The organism is Bacillus sp. S2(2019) (assembly GCF_005144805.1).
Lineage (GTDB): Bacteria > Bacillota > Bacilli > Bacillales > Bacillaceae > Bacillus > Bacillus altitudinis.
The window spans coordinates 496307-517785 of sequence record NZ_SWFL01000002.1; the positions used below are offsets into that span (position 1 = coordinate 496307).

At 41.6% G+C, this 21479-nt stretch carries 19 protein-coding genes; 12 read left to right on the forward strand and 7 right to left on the reverse strand.

From position 1 onward, the window contains the following. Together FBF75_RS07635 and FBF75_RS07640 are read left to right on the forward strand one after the other, a co-directional pair. Entirely contained in the window at positions 1 to 1101 is a 1101-nt protein-coding gene (locus FBF75_RS07635) for a GerAB/ArcD/ProY family transporter (RefSeq protein ID WP_017359997.1), read from the forward strand. Then, positions 1098 to 2243, forward strand: a complete 1146-nt coding sequence (locus FBF75_RS07640) for a Ger(x)C family spore germination protein (protein ID WP_136944593.1) — start codon at positions 1098 to 1100, stop codon at positions 2241 to 2243. The genes FBF75_RS07635 and FBF75_RS07640 overlap by 4 nt, the downstream gene beginning before the upstream one ends. A 199-nt stretch (positions 2244 to 2442) precedes the next feature. On the opposite strand, the gene FBF75_RS07645 is transcribed toward FBF75_RS07640, so the two are convergent. After that, complete coding sequence (locus tag FBF75_RS07645) at positions 2443 to 3840, reverse strand: bifunctional glycosyltransferase family 2 protein/class I SAM-dependent methyltransferase (RefSeq protein WP_136944594.1); 1398 nt, start codon at positions 3838 to 3840, stop codon at positions 2443 to 2445. A 136-nt stretch (positions 3841 to 3976) separates the two neighbouring features. After that, positions 3977 to 5341, reverse strand: a complete 1365-nt coding sequence (locus tag FBF75_RS07650) for a sugar porter family MFS transporter (RefSeq protein WP_136944595.1) — start codon at positions 5339 to 5341, stop codon at positions 3977 to 3979. 270 nt (positions 5342 to 5611) lie between these two features. Between FBF75_RS07650 and FBF75_RS07655 the strand changes: the two genes are divergently transcribed. After that, positions 5612 to 6577, forward strand: a complete 966-nt coding sequence (locus tag FBF75_RS07655; RefSeq protein WP_017360001.1) for an LCP family protein — start codon at positions 5612 to 5614, stop codon at positions 6575 to 6577. 364 nt (positions 6578 to 6941) lie between these two features. Further along, positions 6942 to 7823: a Cof-type HAD-IIB family hydrolase gene (locus FBF75_RS07665; RefSeq protein ID WP_169476078.1), complete on the forward strand. Its 882-nt coding sequence runs from the start codon at positions 6942 to 6944 to the stop codon at positions 7821 to 7823. 56 nt (positions 7824 to 7879) lie between these two features. Here FBF75_RS07665 and FBF75_RS07670 read toward each other — a convergent pair whose 3' ends face one another. The 5 genes from FBF75_RS07670 to pgsB all read right to left on the reverse strand — a co-directional run bounded on the left by FBF75_RS07670 (position 7880) and on the right by pgsB (position 12208). Continuing rightward, positions 7880 to 9103 (reverse strand): C40 family peptidase, encoded by a 1224-nt coding sequence (locus FBF75_RS07670; protein ID WP_017360003.1) that lies wholly within the window; start codon positions 9101 to 9103, stop codon positions 7880 to 7882. A 106-nt stretch (positions 9104 to 9209) separates the two neighbouring features. Beyond that, the gene (gene edmS / locus FBF75_RS19650; RefSeq protein WP_008343253.1) at positions 9210 to 9380 is read right to left on the reverse strand and encodes an extrachromosomal elements maintenance protein EdmS; all 171 of its coding nucleotides are present in this window, start codon (positions 9378 to 9380) and stop codon (positions 9210 to 9212) included. Beyond that, positions 9377 to 10543, reverse strand: coding sequence for a CapA family protein (locus tag FBF75_RS07675; RefSeq protein ID WP_024718710.1), 1167 nt, complete (start codon positions 10541 to 10543; stop codon positions 9377 to 9379). Before FBF75_RS07675 ends, edmS begins: the two co-directional genes overlap by 4 nt. An 18-nt stretch (positions 10544 to 10561) precedes the next feature. Continuing rightward, positions 10562 to 11011, reverse strand: a complete 450-nt coding sequence (gene pgsC, locus FBF75_RS07680; protein ID WP_007497520.1) for a poly-gamma-glutamate biosynthesis protein PgsC — start codon at positions 11009 to 11011, stop codon at positions 10562 to 10564. Between the two features lie 15 nt (positions 11012 to 11026). After that, positions 11027 to 12208: a poly-gamma-glutamate synthase PgsB gene (gene pgsB / locus FBF75_RS07685; RefSeq protein ID WP_007497522.1), complete on the reverse strand. Its 1182-nt coding sequence runs from the start codon at positions 12206 to 12208 to the stop codon at positions 11027 to 11029. Positions 12209 to 12955: 747 nt separating this feature from the next. Between pgsB and FBF75_RS07690 the strand changes: the two genes are divergently transcribed. The 8 genes from FBF75_RS07690 (at position 12956) to rbsC (ending at position 21476) form a co-directional block, all read left to right on the forward strand. After that, complete coding sequence (locus FBF75_RS07690; protein ID WP_046344641.1) at positions 12956 to 14437, forward strand: spore germination protein; 1482 nt, start codon at positions 12956 to 12958, stop codon at positions 14435 to 14437. Then, entirely contained in the window at positions 14427 to 15524 is a 1098-nt protein-coding gene (locus FBF75_RS07695; RefSeq protein WP_136944597.1) for a GerAB/ArcD/ProY family transporter, read from the forward strand. The genes FBF75_RS07690 and FBF75_RS07695 overlap by 11 nt, the downstream gene beginning before the upstream one ends. Then, positions 15514 to 16656 (forward strand): Ger(x)C family spore germination protein, encoded by a 1143-nt coding sequence (locus FBF75_RS07700; protein ID WP_025208103.1) that lies wholly within the window; start codon positions 15514 to 15516, stop codon positions 16654 to 16656. Before FBF75_RS07695 ends, FBF75_RS07700 begins: the two co-directional genes overlap by 11 nt. 117 nt (positions 16657 to 16773) lie before the next feature. Continuing rightward, positions 16774 to 17760 (forward strand): LacI family DNA-binding transcriptional regulator, encoded by a 987-nt coding sequence (locus tag FBF75_RS07705; RefSeq protein WP_008343265.1) that lies wholly within the window; start codon positions 16774 to 16776, stop codon positions 17758 to 17760. Beyond that, complete coding sequence (gene rbsK, locus FBF75_RS07710) at positions 17757 to 18635, forward strand: ribokinase (RefSeq protein WP_129547925.1); 879 nt, start codon at positions 17757 to 17759, stop codon at positions 18633 to 18635. Before FBF75_RS07705 ends, rbsK begins: the two co-directional genes overlap by 4 nt. Then, positions 18632 to 19024 (forward strand): D-ribose pyranase, encoded by a 393-nt coding sequence (gene rbsD, locus FBF75_RS07715; protein ID WP_007497529.1) that lies wholly within the window; start codon positions 18632 to 18634, stop codon positions 19022 to 19024. Before rbsK ends, rbsD begins: the two co-directional genes overlap by 4 nt. 15 nt (positions 19025 to 19039) lie before the next feature. Continuing rightward, complete coding sequence (locus FBF75_RS07720) at positions 19040 to 20521, forward strand: sugar ABC transporter ATP-binding protein (protein ID WP_136944598.1); 1482 nt, start codon at positions 19040 to 19042, stop codon at positions 20519 to 20521. 1 nt (position 20522) lies between these two features. Then, positions 20523 to 21476, forward strand: a complete 954-nt coding sequence (gene rbsC / locus FBF75_RS07725; protein ID WP_008343271.1) for a ribose ABC transporter permease RbsC — start codon at positions 20523 to 20525, stop codon at positions 21474 to 21476. Positions 21477 to 21479: the final 3 nt, after the last annotated feature.

Sequence of the window (21479 nt, forward strand, 5' to 3'; positions counted from 1 at the left end):
ATGTACAGAGCTGAGAAGCTATCATTGTTACAAGTCACCATTCTGTGCAGTTCTACAATGATAGGCGCTGGAATTTTAACCATTCCACGCAGTTCTGCCAATTCAGGATTCCCTGATGGCTGGATCATTGTATTGATACAGGGAGTCATCTTTGCTTTCGTTGCTTTTTTGCTAGGTTGGATTGCGGAGAAAAATGCACCGGATACCATTTTTGAATCGAATACAAAAGGAGCCGGTGCCTTCTTTGGCACGATTTTTAACCTAATGCTGATCGGTTATTTACTAGCCATTGTTGGTTTTGAGGCGCGTGTACTGGGGGAAGTGGTTCAATTTTTCCTGCTGCAATCGACCCCGATGACCGTGATTGTGATGATTTTTTTACTGGTGGCCACCTATCATTTAAAAAGCGGAATTTTTCCAGTAGTAAAAATGGTGACATACATTTATCCAATGACCATGATCATTTACATTGGGCTCATGCTGTTTAGTTTGAAAATATTTGATTTTGATTATTTACGCCCGGTAATGGCTCACGGGTTTAAAGATTTTAGTAATTTGTTCTCTCAAACATTTATTCAATTTACAGGCTTTGAAGTCATTTTGTTTGTCGTACCGCTTGTCTATAAAGACAAATGGTCAAAAGCGAAATGGGCCGCAGCGATCGGGGTGGGAATCACCACACTTATTTACTCCCTCACGCTCTTTATTGTAATTGGTTCCATGACGGTTGGAGAAACGAAATCACTCACCTGGCCCACTGTCTCCCTCATTCAAGCGCTAGAACTAGAAGGGGTCTTCATTGAACGCTTTGATATTTTCTTACTGACGATCTGGACGTGCCAGCAGTTTATTTGTATGCTTGGCTTTTTCCAATTTGCTATTAAAGGCTGTCAAACGGTTTTTAAAACAACCAATTTAACGAGACTGCTATGGTTGCTGTTTTTGCTGACCTCAGCTCTCTCTCTTTTTCCGAGAAATATCAATGAAGTCTTTTACTATTCGACTTTACTCGGCTATGCATTATTCGTTGTGTTAGCGATTCCTTTTATAACAGCTGTTCTGCTCATGATACGTAAAAAATGGGGAGGTCGATCTGCATGAAAGTGCGGCGTTTATGGCTCACCTTTCTGTCTTGCTGTCTTTTGATTTTATCGACAGGCTGCTGGGACTTAAAGGATATTGAGAAATTATCGTTTGTGCGCGGTGTTGGCATTGACGAGGAAGATGATAACGGAGTCAAACTTACCTATCAAAACCTTGTCCCTAAAATGGGCGGAACACAAGAAGCAGATTCCCCTGGCTATGTGAATGTCGTCTCAAAGGGGAAAAATGTACTGGAAGCAGTCAGCAATGTCGCTTTGAAGGACCCGCCGATTTACAGTGATCACCTCAAAATCTTTTTGTTTGGCAAAGATCAAGCCGAGCATCATGATATTCAAGGGACACTCAACCACTTTATACGAGATGATGAGGTTCGAAGAAGCAGTTACCTCCTAGTGTCACGGCACGAAGCATCAAAAGTCATCAACCAAAAATTAAAATCACAGCAAAAGGTTCCAGTTGAGCATATTTTTGAAACATCAAAAAACCGGAGCTTTAACGGGAAGATTTTACTGCCAACACGTATTGGCCGAGCGTCGGATTACTTTCAGATGGGTACAAGCTTTCTTGTCCAAAGTGTGGATGTCGTAAACGGAGAACTCACCTATGATGGTGCAGGCATTATCCATGGGAAAACGCGAAAGCTGATAGGATTCATACCAGCAAAAGATGTCCAATCTTTAAACTGGGTCATGAATCGCATCTCAGGCGGAGTCGTACCTGCCACCTACAAAGGCTTTCCGATTACGTATGAAATCAAGAAAGCAAAGTCCAAGATTGAACCCTATCTGAAGAACGGAAAGATCTCCTTTAAAATTAGTGTACAAACAAACGGGAAACTATCAGAAGATCAATATCCCCCTGAAAACTCATACGATGAGCAATACATCAAACGATTTGAGCGCATTTTTGAACGCAAAATCAAAGAGCGCATTCAAAAAGCTGTCAATCACATGCAAAAAGATGTGGGTGTTGACCCGATCCTTTTAAATCGGCAGGTGCGCATCAAGTATCCAGACTTTTGGGATCAGCACCGCAATGAATGGGATACACTATTTCAAGAAGTAGACATTGCATATGACGTCAAAGTGAGCATTTTGAACTTTGGTGCAGAAGGCGCAACAAAAAGCTTTAAATGGTAGCACAAAAGGCGGTCATCCGCCTTAGATGGTTGACAAAGGGCTAAAATGAACTTTGTTTTAGCCCTTTGTCTTCTTTTCAGCGTGATAGAAAACCTTTGCAGTCTAGGAAGGACGAGTACCGGAGCGAATGAAGGATTCGCGAGCACCGGCGCGCAGGACTGACAAAGAATGCGAGGGTTTGCCTACACGCTGAGGCGGATTACCCGGAGGGGGAACCGCCTTTTTTACGTGCAACGATCAAAAGCTGATAGAGCGTCACTTGATCAGATAATTCTTTTGTTTGAAAGCCAAGTGACTCTCCTACTCTCGCCACTTCGTCAAAAAACAATTGAACGTTTTGATCAATTGGCACATTGATGGGCTGTTCAATCACGCGATGAAACAAATGGTCTGGAAAGAGCGCCCGCATTGTATTTGGTGTGAAAAATCTCATATGTGTTCGATCTAAAATCCCCACATCTTGATACGTAAAATCACCTGCCATTAAAGGCAGCAGTACTTCCGCATGCATCATATTAGGTAAGCAGCAAATGATCACGCCACCTGGTTTTAAAGACGCATGCGCTTGAGCAATCATCTGCCATGGATCTGACACATGCTCTAACACATCAGAAAAGATCACAGCATCAAAAAAAGCTTCTTTCTCTGACCAAGGATACGCCTCCGCTTTTGTCTCAATCACTTCTTTGTAATACGCCTTTGCCATCTCTGCTTTTAATGCATCCGCCTCTACTCCGTACATGTCAACGGACTGCCGGTTGATCAGTTCAAGCCCTGTCGCCCCAGCACCGCAGCCAACATCCAGCACACATACGGCATCCTCAGGGAGCAGTGCTGCAAAATATGGATGGGGGGAGATCAGGTTTAAATCAATACCCCATTTATCTAAAAATCGAAGCCTGTTCTCCGCAAACAATGTAGAGATATTCGTTTCTTCATTGGCATTGAATGTGGCATGACCGTGATGATGTACAAATGAATCATGGACGATTTGCAGCTGGTATCCCTTTAGCAAAGAACGCAGACAAAGGTCATCATCCTCAAATGATCCATATACAAACCGCTCATCAAATAACCCTACATCCTCGATCAGCTCTCTTTTGACCAGCAAACAAAAACCAACAAGTCTATGCACATATGTTCTTTGACCTTTTCTCGAAGCCGTATATGCCTTTGCAAAGGCAGGAAGCTCCTTCACATCTGTGTAAGATGGCTGAACGAGCTGAGGACCACTTACATAATTGGAGACAGGCCCTACCATGCCAATACGCTCTGATGCAAAAAGGGCTTCTCTTAAAGGCAAAAGCCAGTTTTCGGTCACAATCGTGTCGTTATTTAAAAAAAGAATACTATCTCCTGTTGCCTTTTTCGCCCCTTGGTTACAGCCCTTGGCAAAGCCTTGATTCTTCTCGTTGTCAATCAACACGACATCTTCCAGTTGTCTCACATATTCCTTTGTTCCGTCTGATGAAGCATTATCCACGATAATGAGTTCATATTCATCACGCCGAGTATGCTTCTTGATACTGTCGATACATTTTTTCGTTAGGTGCAGTTCATTGTACGTCAGCATCACAATGCTCGTTTTTCCTTTCATCTCATTTCCACCTTTCGCCCGCCTGTTCCATATGTATGTCATAGGCAGCACGTTCAGAAGATGAGTGATTGTCCTTTCTTGATTAAACGTTTGTTTAACAAAGGAAGACCAGCGGCCTCATGCAGCTGGTCTTTTTTCATACCGTTTCCCCTTCGTCATTCACGACGGCACGGTTTCTCTTTTTTAAATCTTCTTCAATCTCTTCAAGACTTTTCCCTTTCGTTTCTGTGACTAAATATTTCACAAATAAGAAGGCACCTATGCCGATGGCTGCATAAATAAGGAAAAGGTTACTGATGCCAATTGCACTTAACAAGGCTGGGAATGTGAGCGAGATGATCAAATTCCCTGTATGCAGTAGGAAGGTCGATACCCCCGTACCGATTCCCCGGACATGTACTGGGAACAGCTCCGGCAGCATCACCCATACGACCGGGCCCCAGCTGACAGCAAAAATGACGATGAAAAGTCCTAAACATATAATCGTCGTCCACCCTGCAGCTGTTGATCCCTCGAAAAAACGATTGACCACTGCTAGAACTATCAAACTAAGAACCATCCCTACATTTCCAAATAGGAGTAACGCTTTCCGCCCGACACGATCAATGATTTTAATCGCAACAAACGTCATGACAACATTGACTGCACCAATTCCTACAGTTCCTAAAATGGCTGCTGAATCGCCAAAGCCGACACTTGTGAATGTTTTTGGTGCATAATAAATGATCGTATTTGTCCCAATAAACTGCTGTAAAAAGGCTAAACCGACACCAGCAATTAAAGCCGGGCGCACCCATGGTTCGAGTAATTCCTTAAGACCGCCCTTTTCTTCACTTTCTGCTTTTTGAATATCCGCAATCTCGTCTTCAACTTCTTGCTTACTTTGTCTAAGTTTTGACAATATTTCTTTCGCCCGGTCCGCCTGTCCTTGGACAAACAGCCAGCGAGGACTTTCTGGCATAAACAAAATACCACATAACAAGAGCACAGAAGGAACAACGGCAATTCCAAGCATCAGACGCCATGCCTCTGCATCTGCTAAAACGTAGTTCACAATATAGGCAAGAAGAATACCAAATGTGATCATGAGTTGGTTTAATGAGGAAAGTGCCCCTCTTGATTCCTTTGGCGCAAGTTCAGATAAATACAATGGAACAATCGTCGTCGAGCATCCGACAGCAAGTCCTAGCACGATTCGGAATAAAACCATAACCTCCGTATTCGGCGCAAGGGCTGTTCCAAATCCACCGAAAATAAATAAAATGGCTGCGGCGATTATCGCTTTTTTCCGTCCGAATTGATCTGTCAGTTTTCCAGAAAGAGAAGACCCGAGCATCGCCCCGATTAAAATCGAGCTGACCACAAGTCCCTCTGTAAATGCATTTAAACCCAAATCCTCTTTCATAAATAAGATAGCGCCAGAAATGACACCTGTATCGTAACCATATAAGGCGCCGCCAAGTGCGCCGAAGAAATAAAGCCACCCATTCCGATTTTTCATGATCATAACCCCTCTTTTATCTATGTAATGACTAGATGTTTCTCTATGAAAAATCATTTTCCTCACTTCCTGTCATTTCAAACATTTCGATGTTTTATGACAAATATATTTCATTTGCGTATCATTGAAACTTTTTTAGATAAGGAAACGTCAATTAAGCGTTAGTGAAAAAAATGTCGCACTATATCCCGTTTTAAGGTATATTTGTTTTAGTTTGTAAGCAGGAAGAAGGACATCTTTACTATAAAATCATAGCGAGGGTTTAAATATATGGATCAAACAAGAAGTAAACGCAAAGGCAAAAAGCGTTTAAAACCATGGGTGAAAGTCACTCTTTTTATTTTTGGTATTCTTTTACTGACAACCGCTTCTGTCACCGGCTATGCCTACTATAAAGTGACATCGGCTGCGAAAAAAGCACAAGTCTCTCTAGACCGCGGTGCGCAATCTGTCAAACGGATTGAAGCATTTGATCCTGGGAAAGACAGCTTTTCTGTCTTGCTGCTTGGCATTGACAGCAGACCAGGCGAAACCGTCAAACAAGCACGAAGCGATGCAATGGTATTAGCGACAGTAAATCGTACGAATAAAACCGTTAAATTATTAAGTATTCCAAGGGACTCATATGTTAATATTCCAGGTCATGGTTATGACAAAATTACACATGCACACGCATTTGGTGATGCAGACCTCACGGTGAGTACAGTTGAGAATTTACTAGATATCCCTGTCGACTTTGTGATTGAAAGTAATTTCAAAGCGTTTAAGGAAATTGTGAACGAATTAAACGGTGTTTCCGTTAACATTAAAGATGAATATGTTGTGAAACAGATTCTTAAAGATACAAAGGGCAAAGTTCAGCTGCAAACGGGTACTCACACACTAGATGGTAATCAAGCTCTCGCTTATGTGAGAACAAGAAAAGCAGACAGTGATCTCATGCGCGGACAGCGTCAAATGGAAGTTTTAAAAGCCATTTTCGATAAATCAAAATCAGTAACGTCTATTCCGTCTTATGACAATATCATAGATACTCTAGGTGATAACGTCTCAACTAACCTGTCAATGAAAGAACTAGTTGGTCTTTTCCCACTACTCACTTCATTGAAATCTGTTGATACGATTCAACTAAAAGGATCTGATTACCAGCCAAATGGCGTTTATTATTACCAATTGGATCAAAACCAACTGAACGAAGTCAAAACAGAATTGAAGAAACAGCTTGAATTATCATAAAAACAGAAAGCGTCCTTTGGGCGCTTTCAGATTGTTGACAAAGGGCTAAAATGAACTTGATTTTAGCCCTTTGTCTTCTTTTCAGCGTGATAGAAAACCTTTGCAGCCCTAGGAAGAACGAGTACTGGCGCGGAGCGAATTTGTCATTCGTGAGCACCAGCACGCAGGACTGACAAAGAATGCGAGGGTTTGTCTACACGCTAAAAGCGTCGTTTTGGGCGCTTTTTCTTATATCCTTGATCAATTGACCATTTTTGTTTAGCCTTAAAGAGAGGAATCCACGATCCGACTCTTTCATGAGAATGAAGGAAATCGTACATACTTTGAAGAGGCTATTGCATGAATGAAGGAGGATATAACAGCAATGAAAAAAATGATTGCGATTGATTTAGACGGTACACTCTTAAATACGAAAAGTGAAATATCCGCTCAAAACCGGCAAGCATTGATTCGTGCGAAGGAAGCTGGATATATTGTGACCATTTGTACAGGGCGCGCGACTTTTGATGTAAAAGAGCTTCTTGGGGATTTGGATATTCCCATCATTGCGGCAAATGGAGGAACTGTCCATACAGAAGGGTACAAGCTCTTCAGCAGAATCACCCTTGATCAAGAAGCTGGAAGACGTGCTGCAAAGGAATTAGTGGAACGGAACATTTATTTCGAGGTCTATACAGACGATGCCCTCCTTTCCCCATTTGATGGAAAAGAAAAGCTCAAAGCTGAATTTGATATGATCAAAAGCGCCAATCCTTATGAAGATGTAGCTGATTTATGGGAAGGGGCGATGACTCAATTTAAACAGTTTGGCATCAAACCTGTCGATGACATCCGTCAAATTTTTGAGTCGAATGAACCAACTTATAAATTACTATGCTTCTCATTTGATATGAATAAGCTGCAAGAAGCACGAGATCTTCTTTCTAAGATGCCTGAGCTCTCCTTGACCTCATCTGGAGAACATATCATTGAGGTACTGCCAAAAGAGTCAGGCAAAGGACATGCCCTCAAGAAACTTGCAGCCCATTATGGCGTAGACCGATCCAATATTTATGCGATCGGTGACAGCCCTAATGATCTATCCATGTTCGATGAAGCAGGACACAGGATAGCGATGGGGAATGCGGTGGATGTCATTAAAGAAAAAAGCACCTATATCACAAAAGGCAACCATGAAGATGGCGTCGCCTATTTTATTGATCTGCTTTTGCAGAATCAATTTCAAGAAAAAAAGACGCTTGTCTGATCAGCGCCTAGTGAGAAGTCGAGAAGTCCGATCTGAGCATTGATCGGGCTTTTTCTTTATTTTTTAATTCTAACAGCCGTCTCATATTTATCCTTCCAATACGTACTTGTTTTCATATTGGTAATGACAACGCCATTTGAAACCGTCACATGAATGACTTGATTTGAACCAGCATAAATGGCTGGCATCAACGAAGTCCCTTTAAAAAAGACAAGATCTCCTGGCTTTAGTTCCGATCGTTTCACAGGTGTACCTGCTTTAACTTGTCCCGGCGCATAGCGAGGCATCTCCATTCCAAGCACTTCTTGATAGATATACTGCGTGAATCCTGCTGTATCAAAGCCTTGCTTTGGGCTCGCACCACCTTTTACATAGGGTACTTCTCCAATATATGTGGCAGCTTTTGATACGACTGGGTCTTCTTTCGCTAGTTTCAGCTCAGTTAATCGTTTCGCACCTGTCCATTTCTCACGCCAATACGATTCAGACAAATAAGAAATCGTCACACTTTCCGAACGGCTCGCATGAATAAAGCGGTCTCCTCCGATGTACATGCCTACATGTGAAATTCCTTTTTTATACGTGTTGCTAAAAAAAACAAAATCTCCAGGGCGAATATCGTCTCGTGCCACTTTCTCTCCAACCATCCATTGCTGCTCAGCACTTCTTGGCAAATAAATCCCAAGTGATTTTTCGAACAAATATTGTAAAAAACCTGAACAATCGAATCCTACTTTTGGATCTGATGCCCCGAATACATAAGGGATTCCTAAATATTTCATCGCATCTTTCACCAGTTGATCATCCGACATCTCTTGGGAGACAGGCAGCCGTTTGACCGCATAGAACCGATCGGTCCAATATTTACTTTTGCTGACATCTGTTTTCACCACCCCTTGACTGAGTGTGATGTGGATCACCTGATCATTTCCAGCGTACAAAGCAACATGTGTTGGGATGTCTTTTGTTTCTTCAAGACTGCGAAAATAGACAAGGTCTCCGGGCTTCGCTTTTTCCCATGATACGCTTTCACCGATTTGGTATTGATCAATCACCTTTCGCGGCAAATCAAATGCACCTGTTGTTTTGTATACATATTGTATAAAGCCAGACGCATCAAAGCCCGTTTTCGGATTGATTCCTCCTTTATGATAAGGCGTGCCTATCAGCGTTTCCGCTTGTTTTAAAGGAGATGTTGTTTGAGCAGACACCTCTGTTTGGGACATAAACATGAGTCCTACAATGGCACATCCTCCAAGCAGTATTCCTTTCCATTTCATCCTCTCTTCCTCCTTTCTTTTATAGTTTCGACATGACCCCTTTCATTTTACACCTTTTTCCGTCAAAAAAGAGCACGCCTCGCGTGCTCTTTTCATCATCATTTCTTTATTTACTTGCTTCTGCTTTTGACTGCTTTTGCTGTTCAATTTTCTGCATTTCAACCGAGATCTTTTGTTTCTCATGATCTGTGAGGCTATCACTAAATTTAAAAGCAGACATAAAGACAAAGACTAAAATTAACGCAACAAACGGCCAGCTTGCTTTAAGGAATTTCATTTTTTATCCTTCCCCTCGTTTTCTTTTAATGTTTGAACTTTATCAGAATGATCGACTTCAAAGAAAATATGTCCGTCTTTTTCTTTCCAATCCGCATTCGTGCCATTTGTCAGCATACGGATAATCGATTTTGATTCAAGAGATCCTGCTTTGACTGGAGCAGGTGTCGCTTCTTTGATGTACATTGGAACCACTTCAAATGTCGCTTTTCCATCTTCATTCAGATGATACTGAACAATGGCAGAATCACGTGTTCTTGACCAGCCTTGGTCAAAAATAAAGTTCCCCAAGCTATAGAAAATCGCTGTTCCGTTATAGACTTCCATCGGCTCAAGAACGTGCGGGTGTGCACCGATAATGATATCAGCACCAGCCTTTGACATCGCTCTTGCCAGCTCTCTTTGTCTGTCGTTTACTTCATTGTTATATTCCTGTCCCCAGTGCGCATGAACAACAACGATATCTGCCTTTTCAGCAGCTTGTGAAATCATCGGAATAAAGATAGATGGATCAGCTGGCAGAATACCTGCCTTGCGATTTGTTGCTTTAAAATCTTTTCCATATACATCTGTAAAACCAAGGGTAGCGATTTTAACGCCATTCACTTCTTTGTATGAAATGTTCTGCTTCGCATCTTTGACGTTGCGCCCTGCCCCTGTATAATCCATGTCAGCTTTTTCAAAGGCATCAATCGTGTTATTTAAGCCTTTTTCACCGTAGTCTGCTGCATGGTTATTCGCAAAGTTTAGTACAGAGAAATTCAAATCCTTTAACGCTTGTACAGAATCTTCATCTGTTTTCAAATGAATATTCTTTTGTGCTGCCTGTTCCTTATCTGAAGCCACTGGATGCTCAAAATTCCCAGTTACATAATCTGATACATCAAAATACGGCTTCGCATAGCGGAACAGGTGCTGCTTTCCATAGCGGTCTGTTACTTTCTCTACATTTCTTCCAAACATAATATCTCCGACAAACGAAGCGGTCAGGATGTTTTCTGGATTCTTTTCTACAGTTGGTACTTGTGCTTTCCCGATAAATGTAAATAGAAATGTACAAGCAATGACAATCGGTAAAGCAATCAGTACGTGTTTATTCGTCTTTTTCTTTTGGTTCTTTGTGATTTTCAGCAGCTTTTCCTGAAAGCTCAATTTTTTATTCATCATTGGACACACCTTATCTTAAAATAGATAGTAAACATACATGATGGCAAATGTTGCACCACTTAGAAGTAATGTGCTTCCAAGGGTAATCGTAAGACCTTGCTTTTGAATCGTATTCGCAATCAATCCAGGCACGATGATTCCGATTCCGCGGAATTCTGCTATTTCAAACGGAACTACTGGATAGAAGAAATCAAATATGAGCTTTAAGGCAATCCCTGTAATCAGCATCGCCGCAAACTTTCTACGTCCGTACAAAATCATAAATTTCGATAGTCCAAAACGAACGATCACATATGTCAGCAAGCTGACAGATAAAACAACTAAAATGAAGACTGGCTGGTTAAAGACGAGTGCCAGATAACCTGGAACAACCAACCCAGCTGGTACGATTCCTGTTTTTTCTGCAAAAATTAAACTGAGTAGAACACCTAAAATTAACGAGATATAAAGATCTGATCCGAACATTTTCTATATTTCCTCCTAGCTGACAAGCTGCTTAATTTTGTATTCTTGAATTTTTTCGATTAAAGGTTCAGCGGCGCCGTGAATATTGCCGACTCCATAAACCACTCGATTATGAAGCTTTTTCTCAAGCATGTTCATAATTTGTTCTGTAGATTGATATTCAAGGTTGTGTAAGTGGTCAGCCGGAATTTTTCCATCCTCAAATGCCTTCACAATTGGATCTGTCGTTTCACCAATTAAGACAAGATCACTTGCTTCAATATAAGGAAGTACATCCTCCGCAAACTGGATCGTTCTATCTACGCGATCCGCACGACAGTTCATGATAATAATCGGTTCATCTGTTGGATACCCAATTTCCTTCACACGCTTCCAAATGTTCAATGTAGATGCTGCGTCATTAGCCGCAAATCCATTTACAAAATGTCCAGGTGTTTTTGCATCCATTAATGGAAGAATTCTCATCGCTCCTGGATCAGGCGGCGCATTTAACATGCCTCTAAATGCCGTATCTTCATCAATTCCCAATGCTTGTGCGACACCAAGTGCAAGTGAAGCATTATCCGGGAACACCATATACTCAAATTTCCGTAAATACTCATCGGTAATCTTGGAATTATCTGCAACAATCACTTCAGTATTGCGTTTTTTCGCAATCTCTTTAAAGAAATCTGTATATTCACTATCCGTAATAACCAAGTGCCCATTGTAAGGAATTGTCGCTGTAAAGGCTTCAGCTATTTCATCAAGAGTTGGCCCCATCACATCCATATGATCTTCAAGAACGTTTACGATCACGCCAATATTCGCTTGAAGCAGCTCTTCCTGAAAGATAATTTGGTAATCTGGATTCACCGCCATACATTCACTGACGATGGCATTTGCTCCTCTTTCAACGGTTTCTCTCATAACTTCTTTCTGCTCTCCGATATTTGGTCCTTGCGGTTTCCTTTTAATCGGTTTCTCTTCTGGCGTATCCCAATAAATCATTCTTGCATCCGTTCCTGTTGTTTTGCCGACAGTTTTATAACCTGCCTCCATTAAGATACCGGTTGTCAATCTTGTAACGGTAGACTTTCCGCGTATACCATTAATATTGACGCGTACCGGCAGGGCATCGATATTTTTCTGATGACGCTTCTTTTCAATAAAGCCAATCCCTAACATGATGACACAGGCTATAACGATTAACCACATCGCTTATCTACATCTCCTTTTTTTATGAGTGTGATATGTAAATTCAATCAACAGTATATAGGTTCAGCATAAAATCACAATCGGTATTATGTAACATAATCTTTCACTTCCTCGTATGCCAAATTCCTCTAATCAGAAGGCGTATTTGCCTATCTCACGCTCAAATGAAAAGGCCAAAAGACGGACAAAATGACGACTGAATTTCTGCTCAGAATAAGAGAAAGCGTTACCATCAAACAGTGAAAAATCTTTTGTCCTTTTCTCCCTAAATTTTTCGACAATTATTAAGATGTATTTTGAATCAATGTTTTAAAGCCCTTTCATCTCTACGAAATCAGTCATATCAGCGCTTTAAATGAATAGTGCGTGTTTTAGAATATTTTATATTTTTAAATGAACAGGTTAGAAAGTCATCCTCATCGGTCAGAACGCTATGTGTTGACCTATGACAAAGGTCACCTGTCAAAAAATCAAGTCATCTGCTTATTTTCAGGTCACAAAAAATTGGGATAAGATGTCAAAGATTAATCATTTTGTTATAGCCTCTCTTTACGATATTCACTCCTTATGACCTAAACAATGAAACATTATTCATTTCTTTTTATCAAGATTCATCATTTCTTAACATTTTTAATGTGATTTTAGTTGAAAGTTGTCGGTTCGTGTCATGCTTTCCCCAAAGATGACGCATAAAATCATCTTCTCGGCTTACACTATGGTTAAAAAATCTGTGAGAGGAGGCTAAAGATGCCAAATACGAATGAGCAAACACGCTTACACTTTTTATCAGGCGGTTTTGAGGAAAAGATTCGGATTCTGAACAAAGCATTTCAACAAAGCGCTGATTTTGAATACCGGGAATTGATGGTGAATGAAACGAAATCAGTGCTGTTTTTTATTAAAACTAGAGTCGATGAAAGCAAATTAAACGACTTCATTATCGGCAACTTGCTCGGTCCTCCTGGAAAACAGGACTATGCAAAATCTCTTAGTTCACTCGAAACAGGTGACTTGACGCTGATTGTCGACAGCATTATTGCCGGAAGTATTGCCTTCCTTGATGAAAAATCCGCACAGATCAAAATATTTGCTGTTGGGCAGCCGCCGCTGCGTTCCATTTCTGAACCTTCTTCTGAAAGTATTATTGCAGGCGCACATGATGGGTTTGTTGAGAGTTTAGATACCAATTTATATTTGCTGCGTTCACACTTAAATGATCGAAAACTTGCAATCCAGTATCATAAGGTCGGTACAAAATCTGAAACAAAGGTTGCGACGGTTTATATTTCTGATATTGCCAATCAAGAAAAGATAGATGAGGTTAACAAACGAATTTCTTCTATTAAAGTAGACACGCTGCTTAGCCCCGGTTCTATTGTAGAGGCGATTGAGGATGATTCATATTCCATCTTCCCGCAGCTCATTGATACAGAACGACCTGACAAAGTGAGATCTGCCATTCTTGAGGGGAGAATTGTTGTGCTGATGGATGGCAGTCCAATGGCTATCATTCTGCCTATTACATTCTTTAGCTTCTTTCAATCACCAGATGACTACAATAGTCGCTGGATTCCAGCTACGTTTATTCGTATTCTTCGTTATATTGCCTGTATCATCGCTGTGATTTTGCCTTCTTTTTATATTGCAGTCATCGGCTTTCATTATGAGGTAGTCCCGGATGAATTAGCGATTACGATGAAAAATTCCATTATCGGCATTCCTTTTCCGCCTTTAATAGAAGCTATGCTGATGGAGATTACAATTGAGCTCATACGCGAAGCTGGGGTGCGTCTGCCAAAACCAATTGGACAGACCATTGGGATCGTAGGCGGTTTGGTCATTGGAGATGCGGTAGTAAAAGCTGGGCTCATTTCCAATGTTCTTATCGTTGTGGTCGCCGTGACCGCTGTTGCTTCCTTTGTTCTTCCTTCGTTTGAAATGACGTCTACCATCAGGATGCTGCGTTTTCCGCTCATGTTCATGGCATCGATGTTTGGGTTTATTGGCATTTCATTCGGTCTGTCGATCGTCCTGATGAATTTATGCCGCCTTGAATCACTAGGTGTCCCGTATTTATCTCCAGTAACTCCATTTAACTGGCAGGATTTAAAAGACACTGTGATTCGATTACCAATGTGGATGTATAAAAATCGCCCTGTTTACTTAAACCCAAAAAAGAAAGGGCAAATTGAAAATTTGAGAGGATGGAAAAATCAAGATGAAAAATAAAATATCTCCATCTCAAGCTGTCTTTTTTATCATTCAATCTCAAATTGGTGTCGGTATTTTAGCCCTGCCTCATTTGCTCATGAAAGATATGGGGCATGATGGCTGGATGGCTATCATTTTGGCCTGTTTTTTTATCCAAATCATCAATACCATTTTTATATATATCATTCACAAATATCCTGAGACATCATTTTTCGAGGCATTAATTGAGGTTTTTGGAAAATGGGTTGGGCGAATCTTAGTGGCTCTTTATACAATTTATTTCGCCTCAGTCTGTATTGTCGTTCTATCTATTTTCACGAGAATTCTGGGTATATGGGTTTTACCACTTACACCCAATTGGGTCATCAACCTACTACTCATGATATCCATCCTTTACATCGCCAAGGAACAGATTACAGCGATTGTCAGATTCAACTTTATTCTGACTCCTTTTTTACTCTTGTTGTCTCTCATCATGCTCTATTCATTAAAAGGAACCAATATCGACTACCTTATGCCCTTTTTCCAAACGGACTTCTCTCAATTTCAGCTCGGATTAAAGGATGTTGTATTATCTATGAATGGATTTGAGATGATTCTGATCATCTCTCCACTGATGAAAGGCACCATTAAAGCGCGATACAAGGTCATGACCATTGCCAATATATGCACGACACTTTACTACCTATTTATCACAGTGATTTGTTTTATGTTCTTCAGCCCGATTGAGCTCAATATCATTCCAAATCCTGTTCTTTATCTGTTAAAAACCATTTCGTTCGGTGTGATTGAACGGACAGATTTAATTTTTCTTAGTTTCTGGGTATTTGTCATTTTAGCCACACTCAGTAACTATCTCTACTTCTGTGCAAATGGCGTAGCAAGTATTCTTAAGAAAAAAGAACACAAAAAATATGTGTTATATTTTGCCATTTTGATTTATGCGGCTAGCTGTTACCTTGCAACCGATAATTTTAGAATTCAGCGTTTTAATGATTTTACCACCATCGCTCAATATTCATTTATTTACACACTCCCAATCTTTATGGCCATTATCATCTTTATCAAACATCGTAAAGGGAAGGTGAAATCACATGCGTCATAAGTACATACTGACTTTGCTCATGTGTGTGTCTCTCATATTCATGCCTGGCTGCTGGGATCAGAACCTATTAAAGAATATCTCTCTTGTTTTAACCTCCGCTGTTGATCAAGGAGAGGATGACAATGCGAAGTACTCAATCACTTATCGAAAAGTGCAGCAGTCTCAAAGTATGGAACAAGGAAATACAGGCAGCTTTTTAACCACTCTTCTCACAACGGAAGCACCTACTTTAAGGAAAGCAAGAACCAACTTCAGCCGGATTGTGGATCAAAAAATAGACATGTCGAAAATGCGGGTGATGCTGATCGGTGATGAATTTGCCCAAAATCGTCTTCTGCCCTACTTAGATATGTTTTATCGTGATCCAAAAAGCCCCCTCCTCGCAAATCTCGCCGTTGTTCAAGGAGGGACCTGTGAAGAAGTGATTAACTCGCTGCTGAAGGAAAAGCTCATTGTGAGTGACTATTTAAATAACTTGATCACAACCGCATCACGCTCATCCCAAGTAGCACCTAAAAACATTCAAAGTATTCGATCTAAAATGCTCCAAACTGGAGAGGACTTCACATTGCCCTTAATCCATTTTGATCAATCGAAGAAATTAATCAGTGTAAAAGGTGTTGCCCTATTTGATAATGAGAAAAAGAAAGGCGAGTTGTACGGTCAAGATGCGATCTTGCTCACCATCATGGACGGAAAAATGGGCAAGTATGCCAACTTCACAAAAAAAGTGAGAAGCGACATGAAGTCAAAAGAAAACAATTACATTACGATTCAAGTCACTGATGTAAAGAGAGACATCGAGATTCTAAATCCTGATCATCGAAACTTAACATACTCACTCAAATTTGAATTTAATACTTCTGTCATTGAGTACCCAAAAGATAACCTTGATACTGACAAAAAAATTGAAATGCTCAACAAAAAGCTATCAGTCATTTTGACAAAAGAAGCAGAAAAAATTATCGCTGCCCTGCAAGATGCGAATTCCGATGTGCTAAGCCTCGGCAGAAAATACAGAGTCAGACATTATGATGAGTATATGAAAATGAATTGGGTCACCGATTATCCAAAAGTGAAGATCATCCCAAAAATCAAAGTGAACATTACCCAAACGGGCATTATTAGTTAAGAAAAGGAAGACGCCCTCTTTCTTTTCTTTTTTTATTTTTTTAAGATTGTCTTTTTAATGCTTTCGTGATAATCTATCTATGTAAACGGTTACACATCAAAGAAGGGAGGCACTCCATTGGCTACAATTAAAGATGTTGCAAAAGCTGCTCAAGTGTCTGTTGCGACTGTTTCACGCGTGCTTAACGATACTGGATACGTCCATATTGATACGAAAACCCGTGTGACACAAGCGATGCAGGAGCTAAACTACTTCCCCAATGAAGTGGCACGATCCCTTTTTAAAAGAGAATCAAGATTAGTTGGTCTCATCTTACCTGATATCACAAACCCCTTCTTCCCTCAGCTAGCTAGAGGCGTTGAGGATGAGATTCATGCAAACGGTTTTCGCTTATTATTCGGAAACAGTGATGAAGATCGGGAGAAGGAAATGGCCTATTTACAAACCTTTAAGCAAAACCAGGTGGTCGGTGTCATCGCTGTCACAAACGAACCTGAATCGGATTTGTACAATGATGATGAACTGCCTGTTGTCTTCTTAGATCGTACCGTTCCAAATGCGCCTTCTGTGTTTGCAGATGCTACGGCAGGCGGGAAAATGGCTGCAATGGAATTAATCAAACGCGGCAGTCAGCAGATCACATTGCTAAAAGGGCCCGCTCATCTTCAAACGGCGCGGCAAAGATTCAAAGGCGCACTTGATGTTCTGACTGAAGAAGGTGCTAACTTTCATGTGATGTCTAACGCTTCTTTTTCTTTTCAGGAAGCCCGAAAAAGCGCCAAGGCTCTTTTCAAGCTGTACCCTGAAACAGATGGCATCATTGCCAGCAATGACATCGTCGCAGCAGCCGTCGTACACGAAGCACTTCGAATTGGAAAAGCCATTCCAGAAGACGTCCAAATCATTGGATTTGATGATATTCCGCAAAGCGAACTGCTCTTCCCATCTCTATCAACGATCCGGCAGCCTGCCTATGATATGGGGAAAGAAGCCGCAAAGCTGATCATTAAAGCCATTCAAAAACAGCCTATAGATCAAGCAGTTATTCAAATGCCCGTCTCTTTTATTGAACGAGAGACCACAAGAAAGGTGGATTCACAATGAGTCAAATAGTTGTCGTAGGAAGTTGTTCCATGGATCTAGTTGTCACATCGAATAAACGTCCTAGTGCAGGAGAAACCGTCCTAGGCGAATCATTTAAAACGGTTCCTGGGGGAAAAGGAGCCAATCAAGCAGTAGCAAGCGCAAGGCTCGGTGCAGATGTATATATGATCGGCCGAGTTGGTGATGACGCGTATGGTCAGGACATTATGAGCAATTTGCAAGCACAAGGTGTTCGCACCACCTATATGAAACCGGTTACCGAAATGGAAAGCGGAACAGCTCATATCATTTTAGCTGAAGGAGATAACAGCATTGTTGTCGTCAAAGGAGCAAACAATGAGGTAACACCTCATTATGTAAAAGATGCTCTTTCTTCTATTGAAAATATCGGAATCGTCCTCATCCAGCAGGAAATTCCTGAAGAAACAGTCGAAGCCGTCTGCGCCATTTGCAGCGAAAAAGGGATTCCAGTCATCTTAAATCCCGCACCAGCTCGCAAAGTCTCTCAGCAAATATTAGATCAAGCTGCCTATATCACGCCAAACGAACACGAAGCAGCTCTTATGTTTGATGGACTCACCATAGCAGAGGCTTTGCGCCAATATCCAAACAAATTACTCATTACAGAAGGAAAAAGTGGTGTTCGATACTTTGACGGATCAAAAGAAGTGTTGGTACCGGGCTATCCTGTGAAAGCCGTCGACACTACAGGCGCTGGCGATACTTTTAACGGCGCTTTAGCTGTAGCACTAACAGAAGGAAAATCCCTATACGACGCACTTGCCTTTGCTAACTTAGCCGCATCTATCTCAGTCACAAAATTTGGTGCCCAAGGCGGCATGCCAGCAAGAGAAGAATTGGAGAATAAGAAATGAAGAAAAATGGTATTTTAAATAGTCATATCGCCAAGGTGCTTGCTGACCTTGGTCATACAGATACGATTGTCATTGCAGACTGCGGCCTGCCCATTCCAGAAGGCCCGGTCAAAATCGACCTTGCATTATCCATCGGCACACCATCCTTTCAGGAGGTTACTTCCCTCCTTCTTGAGGAAATGGCCGTTGAACACATCACAATCGCCAGTGAAATCAAACAAGCCAATGAGAGAGATCATTTATTTCTAAAGAAAGCGTTCTCACATCCGTTAAATGAAGTCGATCACGAGACGTTCAAAGACATGACCAAACAGGCAAAAGCAGTGATTCGCACGGGTGAAGCCACCCCATACGCAAACTGCATTCTTCATGCCGGTGTCATCTTTTAAAAGGAGGAGCCACTTATGAACATTGAAATGCATAACATCCATAAGGCCTTTGGAAAAAACACCGTTCTCGCCGGGGTCTCCTTTGACCTCGTCACAGGTGAAGTCCATGCACTAATGGGTGAAAACGGGGCAGGAAAATCAACGTTAATGAATCTGCTGACAGGACTCTATTCACTGGATCAAGGAACGATTCAAATCGACGGAAAAGAAACCGCTTTCAAAAACCCGAAAGAAGCCGAGCAGAACGGGATTGCCTTCATTCATCAGGAGCTGAATATATGGCCTGATATGACGGTACTCGAGAATTTATTTATCGGGAAAGAAATCTATACAAAACTTGGTCTCCTAGACACCAAGAAAATGAAAACCCTCGCCCAAGCGCAGCTCGACCGATTGTCTGTCAACCTATCGCTCGATCAAGAGGCAGGAAGCTGTTCTGTCGGCCAAAAGCAGATGATTGAGATTGCGAAAGCGTTAATGACCGATGCAAAGGTCATTATTATGGATGAACCAACAGCTGCTCTCACAGACCGTGAGATTGAAAAGCTATTTCAGGTCATTGAATCACTCAAAAAAGATGGCGTTTCCATCGTCTACATTTCTCACCGTATGGAAGAAATCTTCGCCATCTGTGACCGAATAACCATCATGCGTGACGGGAAAACGGTCGATACGAAAGCGATACCGGACACGAATTTCCATGAAGTCGTCAAAAAAATGGTCGGCCGCGAATTAACCGATCGTTACCCTGAACGCACACCTTCTACTGGTGATACCGTCCTAGAAGTGAAGCAAGCAACGAGGAAAGGCCGCTTTCAAGATGTCAGTTTTTCCGTCAAAGCTGGAGAAATTGTCGGTGTTGCAGGCCTAATGGGTGCTGGCCGGACGGAAATGATGCGGTCGCTCTTTGGACTCGATCCCCTGGATCAAGGAGAAATTTGGGTTCATGGGAAAAAGGCTGTCATTAAAAAACCAAGTGATGCAGTCAAACTTGGCATCGGTTTTATCACGGAGGATCGTAAAGATGAAGGACTGATGCTGGATGCATCCATCCGGGAAAACATCGGCTTGCCTAACTTAGACAGCTTCTCTCCAAAGGGGCTGATCGATAAGAAAAACGAGCAGGACTTTGTTGACCTGCTCATCAAACGACTCACGATCAAAACCGCTTCATCTGAAATCTCTGCACGCAGCCTGTCCGGTGGAAATCAGCAAAAGGTCGTCATCGCCAAATGGATCGGCATTCAGCCGAAGGTGCTGATTTTAGATGAACCGACAAGAGGTGTCGACGTTGGGGCGAAACGAGAAATTTATCAGCTCATGAACGAGCTGACGGATCGAGGCGTTGCGATTTTGATGGTCTCCTCTGAGCTCCCAGAAGTTCTTGGGATGAGCGATCGAGTGCTTGTCATTCATGAAGGAACTATCAGCGGCGAATTAAGTAAAACAGAAGCTACACAAGAACGAATTATGACACTAGCTACAGGAGGGAAGTAACATGAAACCACTTACTTCAAATGGACGATTTGATCACATCATGCAAAAGCTTGGGCCATTCTTAGGACTCATCATCCTTGTTGCCATTGTTTCTATTTTAAATCCGGCCTTTTTAGAACCATTAAACATTTTAAACTTACTCAGACAAATCTCCATTAACGCCCTCATTGCCTTTGGCATGACGTTTGTTATTTTAACCGGAGGAATTGATTTGTCTGTCGGTGCCATTCTAGCGCTGTCTAGTGCTCTGACTGCCGGCTTTATTGTATCTGGTTTGGACCCGATTCTTGCCATCATCGTTGGATGTATCATCGGTGCCATCCTTGGAATGATCAACGGTCTTTTAATCACAAAAGGAAAAATGGCTCCTTTTATCGCAACACTTGCGACGATGACGATTTTCAGAGGATTGACGCTTGTTTATACAGACGGAAACCCAATTACAGGGCTTGGCTCTAACTATGCATTTCAGCTATTTGGCCGTGGATATTTCTTAGGCATTCCTGTTCCAGCGATCACCATGCTTCTCACCTTTATCGTTCTTTGGGTCTTGCTTCATAAAACACCTTTTGGCAGAAGAACGTATGCCATTGGCGGAAATGAAAAAGCAGCCCTCATCTCAGGTATTAAAGTACCACGCGTCAAAATCATGATTTACTCATTAGCCGGCTTTATGTCTGCTTTAGCCGGTGCGATCTTAACATCTCGTCTCAACTCAGCCCAACCAACAGCTGGTACGTCGTATGAACTTGATGCAATTGCTGCCGTTGTACTTGGCGGGACAAGCCTATCCGGCGGAAGAGGGCGAATTGTCGGTACACTCATTGGGGTACTCATTATCGGGGTCTTGAACAATGGTATGAACTTACTTGGTGTTTCATCATTCTATCAGTCTGTTGTGAAAGGGATTGTCATCTTGATTGCAGTCCTACTCGACAGAAAGAAATCTGCTTAAGGA